Origin of the sequence: Streptomyces sp. UH6 (assembly GCF_013421635.1) — a bacterium.
Lineage (GTDB): Bacteria > Actinomycetota > Actinomycetes > Streptomycetales > Streptomycetaceae > Streptomyces > Streptomyces abyssomicinicus.
In genome coordinates this window covers 1-6,470 of the sequence record NZ_JACADT010000266.1, presented here as the reverse complement: position 1 = coordinate 6,470, position 6,470 = coordinate 1, and the positions used below count along the sequence as shown (strand labels likewise).

General features: G+C 71.8%; 7 protein-coding genes. 3 read left to right on the top strand and 4 right to left on the bottom strand.

Translation table 11 applies throughout. The features are described 5' to 3' along the window. The coding region (locus HW445_RS14935) for a hypothetical protein (RefSeq protein WP_180221506.1) at window positions 1-270 on the bottom strand (270 nt) is incomplete at its 3' end. A 47-nt stretch (window positions 271-317) separates the two neighbouring features. Continuing rightward, entirely contained in the window at window positions 318-458 is a 141-nt protein-coding gene (locus tag HW445_RS14930) for a hypothetical protein (RefSeq protein WP_180221505.1), read from the bottom strand. Window positions 459-1,026: 568 nt separating this feature from the next. On the opposite strand from HW445_RS14930, the gene HW445_RS14925 reads away from it, so the two are divergent. Next, window positions 1,027-2,505, top strand: coding sequence for an FAD-dependent monooxygenase (locus HW445_RS14925; RefSeq protein ID WP_308799163.1), 1,479 nt, complete (start codon window positions 1,027-1,029; stop codon window positions 2,503-2,505). Between the two features lie 13 nt (window positions 2,506-2,518). Here the strand turns inward: HW445_RS14925 and HW445_RS14920 are convergent, their stop codons facing one another. Beyond that, the gene (locus tag HW445_RS14920) at window positions 2,519-3,172 is read right to left on the bottom strand and encodes a ScbR family autoregulator-binding transcription factor (protein ID WP_180221503.1); all 654 of its coding nucleotides are present in this window, start codon (window positions 3,170-3,172) and stop codon (window positions 2,519-2,521) included. A 155-nt stretch (window positions 3,173-3,327) separates the two neighbouring features. Between HW445_RS14920 and HW445_RS14915 the strand changes: the two genes are divergently transcribed. Beyond that, window positions 3,328-4,188, top strand: coding sequence for an NAD(P)H-binding protein (locus HW445_RS14915; RefSeq protein WP_180221502.1), 861 nt, complete (start codon window positions 3,328-3,330; stop codon window positions 4,186-4,188). A gap of 489 nt (window positions 4,189-4,677) precedes the next feature. Here the strand turns inward: HW445_RS14915 and HW445_RS14910 are convergent, their stop codons facing one another. After that, window positions 4,678-5,685 carry a ScbA/BarX family gamma-butyrolactone biosynthesis protein gene (locus HW445_RS14910; protein ID WP_180221501.1) on the bottom strand — a complete coding sequence of 336 codons (1,008 nt, stop codon included), beginning with the start codon at window positions 5,683-5,685 and terminating at the stop codon, window positions 4,678-4,680. A 360-nt stretch (window positions 5,686-6,045) separates the two neighbouring features. Between HW445_RS14910 and HW445_RS14905 the strand changes: the two genes are divergently transcribed. After that, the gene (locus HW445_RS14905; RefSeq protein ID WP_257231076.1) at window positions 6,046-6,258 is read left to right on the top strand and encodes an acyl-CoA carboxylase subunit epsilon; all 213 of its coding nucleotides are present in this window, start codon (window positions 6,046-6,048) and stop codon (window positions 6,256-6,258) included. Window positions 6,259-6,470 lie beyond the last annotated feature (212 nt).

The window sequence follows — 6,470 nt, the reverse complement described above, 5'->3', positions numbered from 1 at the left end:
GGCGACGGGCGGGGAGGAGAGGAACCAGCGGGCGGGCGCGCCGGTGCCGTCGAGGACACGGCGGCACAGTTCGCGGACGGTCCTCCGGGCGTGCGGCGCGTCGTCGGCGAGCAGGAAGACCGCCAGTGCGATCTCCCCGGGCCCGCTGTGCACGCGCAGGTGCTCGACGCCGGCGACGTCCTCGGCCCGGGCGCGGATGCGGTGGACGATCCCCGCGGTCTCGCCGGGATCCAGTTCGGGGCCGGTCATCGTGAGGGTGTACAGGTACATGGGTTGCCTTTCGGCCGGGCGGGGGGCGGGACGAGACCGTCCCGGGGCTACCAGCCGAAGCCGTCGTCCAGCACGCCCGCCTCGCCGGTCGTGGCCGGTGCGGCCGCCAGTGCCTGGGCGGTGCCGCCGAGGCCGGTGCCGAAGAGCATCAGGAACAGAACCGCGACCCGGACGACACGACGACGCATGACACGCTCCTTTGGGTGGTGACCGTTGGCCGGCCCGGGATCGGGCCGGGTTTCTTTCCGTCGGATCCAGCTTGTCCGCGGGCACCGGCCCTGTCACGCGTTGACCTGCGGCATCATCGCGCCTGGCAGCTTGGCGTCACGGTCCCCGCGCGGAGCGAGGACAGCTCCAGAACCCACCCTTGATCTCGATAACAGCAAAAAGCTCCCCTCACACACCATCCGCCTGCCCCTGCGGGTTCCGTTTCGGTCCGTCACGGTCCGACTCGGACCACCCCGTACCGGAACGGTTCCCGCACGGCACCCGGGCTCCGACCGCCACCCTGACGGGTGACTTCGCACGCTTGTCTTGCTGTTATTTGCATCGGGCAGCTATCTGCCGGATGCGCGGGGAACCGCCGCGTGAACAGGCGGGAAGCAGAACGCCGGACCACTTCCAACCAACCGTCCAACCGGTATATTTTCCGCCCGGGGACAACGTCATACGAGTGCGCGCCGGGGCTTGCCCACCGGCCGCGAGGCCAGGGGGGCCGGGTCGATGCCGCGGGACGTACGGGGGCAGGTTGCCGTGGTGGGTGGGGGACCGGTGGGTCTGCTGCTCGCCTGCGAACTGGCGCGTGAGGGAGTCGGCACGGTCGTCGTGGAACGCCGCACGACGGTCTCCGGACGGCCGAAGGCGACGACGCTGCACGCCCGGGCGGTGCAGAGCCTCGTACGGCGCGGCCACCTCGACGGGCTGGTCACCGGCGCCCGCGCCGACAGCCGCGGCACGGTCACCATGCCGTTCCACTTCGCCGGCATCCCCGGCCTCACCGTCTCCGCCCCGGCCAGCGAACCCGAGCCGATCCTCAAATGCGCCCAGGACGAGATCGAGCGCCACCTCGAACGGCGGGCCGAGGCCGCCGGGGCCCGCATCCTGCGCGGGCACCGGGTCACCGGCCTGCGGCAGACCGGCGAGGGCGTGCACCTGACCACCGAGGGACCCGACGGCCCGCTCACCTGCTCCGCCGAGTACGTCGTGGGAGCGGACGGCGCCCGCAGCAGCGTGCGCCGGCTCGCCGGCATCGAGGCCGACACCAGCCCGGCGACGGTGTCCGCGCTGGCCGGGGACGTCACCTTGCCCCACCACTCCGCCCTGCGGCCCGGCTGGCACCGGACCGGCCGGGGATGGATCGTCGTCAAACACGTGGCCGGCGGCAGGACACGCCTGCGGACGCTCAACTGCTCGGGCGCCCACCCCGCGCGGCACGAGACACCCACCCTGGAGGAACTCGGCCAGGAGGTGTCCTGGATCCTCGGCGAGGACGTCCCGATGGAACAGCCCCGCTGGCTCAGCCGGTTCAGTGACTTCTCGCTCCTCGCCCGCTCCTACCGCTCCGGCCGGATCCTCCTCGCCGGGGACGCCGCCCACCTGCACTTCCCCATCGGCGGACAAGGACTCAGCACCGGACTGCTCGACGCCGTCAACCTCGGCTGGAAACTGGCCTACGCGGTCCGCGGCCCGGCCGGCGAAGGACTGCTCGACACCTACGAACGCGAACGCAGACCCGCCGCCCAGCAGGTCATCGACAACACCCGCGCCCAACTCGCCCTGATGCGCCCCGACACCGGACTCGACCCGGTGCGCGCACTCTTCGCCGACCTGCTGCTGGACGGCACGGCCGGCGAGGGCGCCGCCCTGGCGGCCCGGGTGAGCGCCCAGGACACCCGGCTCCCGTCGCACCCGGCGACGGCGTCCACCTGGGCAGGGACCTTCCTCTACAACGCCGCCCTCAGCACCCCCGAAGGCCCCACCGACGTGATCACCCTGCTCCGCGCGGGCAGGCCCCTGCTGCTCCTCCTGGGCGACGGCGGGCACCGGGACGTGACGCTGCCCCCTCGGTGGCGGGAAGTGGTGAGCGTGGTACGCGCCGCGGCCGTCCCCGGCGTTGCGTGTGCGGCGCTGCTGGTGCGCCCCGACGGCTACATCGCCTGGGCCGCGCCCGACGACGGCGACAGCGGTCCGACCGCGGTCGACCTGGCCGGCCTCGGGGAAGGGGTGGCGGCGTGAACGGCCGCGGCCGTCACAGGTGGTCCAGCGGATCCTCCAGCAGCTCCTCGTGCACGGCCTCCCCCCGCCCCTCCGACAGGTCGACGGCCGCCAGGACGGAGGGCACCACGACGCCCGGCAGGATGTGACGGATCAGCGAACTGACCCGGCGCGGCAGGTCCTGGTAGTCGCTGAGCGCCTGCGACATGGCCTGGATCCCGGCGAAGCTGCCGACCAGGACGTCGGTGGTCTCGGCGAAGTCGACGTGCGGCAGCAGCTCGTTCTGCGCGCCGGCCTTCTCCAGCAACTCGGTGCCCACCAGCCGCCAGTGGTCGAAGGGACCGCTGCGGTCGAGCCCGCCGGCCTGCTGGTCGAGCGTCAGGCGCACACCTGCCCGCACCATCGGGTCGCTCTGCAGCCGGTAGGCGTGCACGGCGATGGTGTCGACGAGCTGCTGGACGCGGCAGGCGCGCTCGGGAACGGCACGCCACTGGTTCTGCGCGTGCATGATCCCGTCGGCCAAAGCCTCCTTGGAGGGGAAGTGGAAGTACAGCGCCCCCTTGGTGACACCGGCCGCCGTGAGGATCTCGTTGATGGTCGCGGCCTTGTAGCCGCGTTCCTCGAAGACTCGCGCCGCCGACTCGAGGATCACCTTCCGCGTACGAATCGCTCGGTCCTGCATGACCACGTGGGCCCGCCTTCCGCCCGTCGGTCCGGGCCAACACTAAAAAAACCGTCCAGTTTGTATCTTACAGTTCGCGGTCGGCCGGGCGCTCTGCCGTTGCCCCGAAAATCTTCGGGCAGGGGCCGTGCGGGCCGGCCGGACGCCGGGAGGGAGAACGGATGATCCTGGTGACCGGTGCCAGCGGCACGGTCGGATCCGAGGTGCTGAGACGGCTTCCGCCCGGGGCGGAGGTCCGCGCCATGTCGAGGGATCCCGCACGGGTGACCGCCGCGGGGCACGCGGTGGAGGCCGTGCGGGGCGACCACCGCGACCCGCGGTCCCTTGCCGCCGCCCTGCGGGGAGTGCGGCGGGCCTTCCTCGTGACCAACGCCGTCGACGGCGACGACGACGTCCGCTTCCTGCGGGCCGCCGGCGAGGCGGGGGTACGGCAGGTGGTGAAGCTGTCGGCGGCCGCCGTCCTCGACCACGGCGCGCAGGACCTCGTCACCCGGTGGCAGCGCTCCTGCGAGGAGGCCCTGCGGGGCTCCGGGCTCGGCTGGACGCTGCTGCGTCCGCGCGCGTTCATGTCCAACGCCCTCGGCTGGGCGGGATCGGTGCGCGCCGAGCAGGTGGTGCGCGCGCTCCACGGGACCGCGGTCACCTCCTGCGTGGACCCCGGGGACGTCGCGGAGGTGGCCGTCCGGGCCCTCACCGAGGAGGGGCACGAAGGGAACTCCTACACCCTGACGGGGCCGCAGGCGATCAGCGCCTTCGAGCAGACCCGGATCCTGGGCGACCTGCTCGGCCGGTCACTGCGCTTCGAGGAACTGGGCCGGGACCAGGCGCGGACGGCGTTGCTCCGGCGCCATCCGGCCCCGGTCGCCGAGGCACTGCTGGCGAGCGCCGACCGGGCGCGGGACGGCGCGAAGGCACGGGTGGAGGACACCGTGCGCGCGGTGACGGGCCGCGACGCCCGGACGTTCCGGGACTGGGCGCACGACCACCTCGCCGCCTTCGCCCCGGCCCCGGACGCCGCGTAGGAGCGGCACCGGTCCACCGCCGCACGAGGAGTACTCGACGGATACTCGAGGATCCCTGGCTAATTTCACGAGTGCGGACCGGACATCCGGAGGGAAGTCCCCGGAAGCCCGGTCCGCCCTCCCGCACGACACAGGAAACCGCTCTCACGACAGGGGAACCGGATGACGTCGAACCTGAACAACAACAACGTGAACGACAACAACGTCGTGAACAACAACAACAACCTGAACAACAACGTGAACAACAACGCCAACGTCGGCAACAACGTCAACGGCGTCTGAACGGAACCTCCCGGCCCCGCCGCGAACGCGGTCGTGCCGACGCCCGGTGGGGCGTCGGCACGGGGCCGGCCGGCGCAAGGCCAAAGGGTCCTCCCCCCGGGGCGGGCCCTTTTGCCGTCACGTGCCGGTCCGGCGAAGTCTGTGAGGGGCGGTGCGCCTGATCGCTGCCCCTGATCGCCGCGCCGGGAGCGCGGCGTGGTGCCCCGCCTAGAGCGCGGTGTGCTGCCCCGGGAAGGGCTGTGCCAGCGTGACCGTCGAGGAGAACACCCGCTCACCGTTCTGCGTGCCGGTGACCCGCACGGCCTGCCCACCCGGCCCTGCGGGCTCCGGGGCGGCCTGGATGATGCACGGCGTGTCCAGCTCGGCGTACCGGTCGAAGTCGCACGCGACCTCGAGCGGCAGACCGTCCCGGCCGAGGTACGCGGTGGCCGCCTGCCGGGCGGCCTCCATCAGCACCATGCCGGGCACGTGGTCGTTGGCGTGCTCGAACAGCACCGGGTGATTGGTGTCCAGCCGCAGCTGCCAGCGGTCGTCGGCCCCGAGAGGGGAGAGGACCACGTCGGTGGGGGAGACCCGCCCGACGGCCTGCGGCGGGACGGGCGCGGTCAGCCGGATCACCTTCGACGGACCGTCGTCGGGAAGGTGATGGGCGCGCAGGCGCCGGTAGACGAGGGGGGCCACACAGCTCAGCGAGCCTCCGCCGGTGGCGACGACGTGGCCGTCGCGGCGGATCTCCACGTGGATGCGGAGCCCCGTCAGGGTGCGTCCGCGGCGCCTCACCTCGGAGCATCTGACGTCCAGTCGCAGCGAGGCCGGCGCGAGGCCGACCCGCATGTGCTCGGGACGGACGGAGACCTGCAGGTCGTGCACCAGGAAGTGGTGACCGAGCGGGACGCCGTACTCGGTGTGGGCCAGGAGGATGCCCGCCTGCCGCACCGTCTCGGCGGCCAGGAGGGGGTCGTGGCAACCCTGGACACCGGTGAAGAAGCTGTGGCTGCGCGGCCACTGCCCGGTCAGGGAGAAACGATCCTCCTCGCCCGTCCGGTGCCAGCCGGTCAGCATCACCTCGGCGACGCCGGCACGGTGGACGAGTTCCTTCGGAACGGTTGTGGTCAGCCCCTGAAACCGCTGAACGCTCTCCGTCCTTTGCCCGGGAATCCCGTGATGACGCTCCAGGACGCGGCGGCGGGCAATGCGGATCGTGCTCGCAGACATGGTTCCTCCTGGTGTGAGTTGCCTGAATGCGAGGGGAGGAGCTCCCCCGGTCCACGTAAAGATACAGACCACCCGGTTTCATTTCCATCACCAGCCGTCCTCAAGTCGTACAAGAACTGGAAGCGACCGTTCCTTCGGTACCCCTCCAGCGACCCCGTTCGGCCCACCGACCCGAATCCACCTGGGAGTTGACCTCCCAACCGGCCTCCGGGACGGCCTCGGCCCACCGCACGGCCCGCCCCGGCCCGGGAGTAGGGCCGTCCCGCCCCGACCGGACCTCCAGTGGGCCCATAGCGATTCTTGAGCGGCTCGTTCGACGGTGTCCGGTGGACCACATCACGACACCGAGGGGGTCGCCGCATGCCGATGGACGGTCATCTGACGAACGACGCCGGGGGGCCTGTTCTCCGGGTGGAAAGGGGGCGGGCCAGCGACGAGGAACTCGCCGCGCTCACCGCCGTGTTGCTGTCACTGCCCCGCAAGGCCGGCGCGAGGGAAGAAGTCCGGCCACGGACCGCTTCCGGCTGGTGGGAACGGCGGACGGACTACGAGGCGCCCGGCAGCTGGCACTGAGAGCACACCGGACGAAGAAAACACGCTTCACGCATACAAACCGCACGCGCGGTTTGTTAGCATCCCTGTTACGGATCCGGGGCGGGACCTTCTCGGCCTCGCCCCAGGAGGGAACCGACATGGCGACGATCACCGCCCCTGTCCCACAACGGCAGGAAACCGCAGGACTGGCCGCACGCACCGCCGAGCTGCACGCGATCCGCATCCAGGCC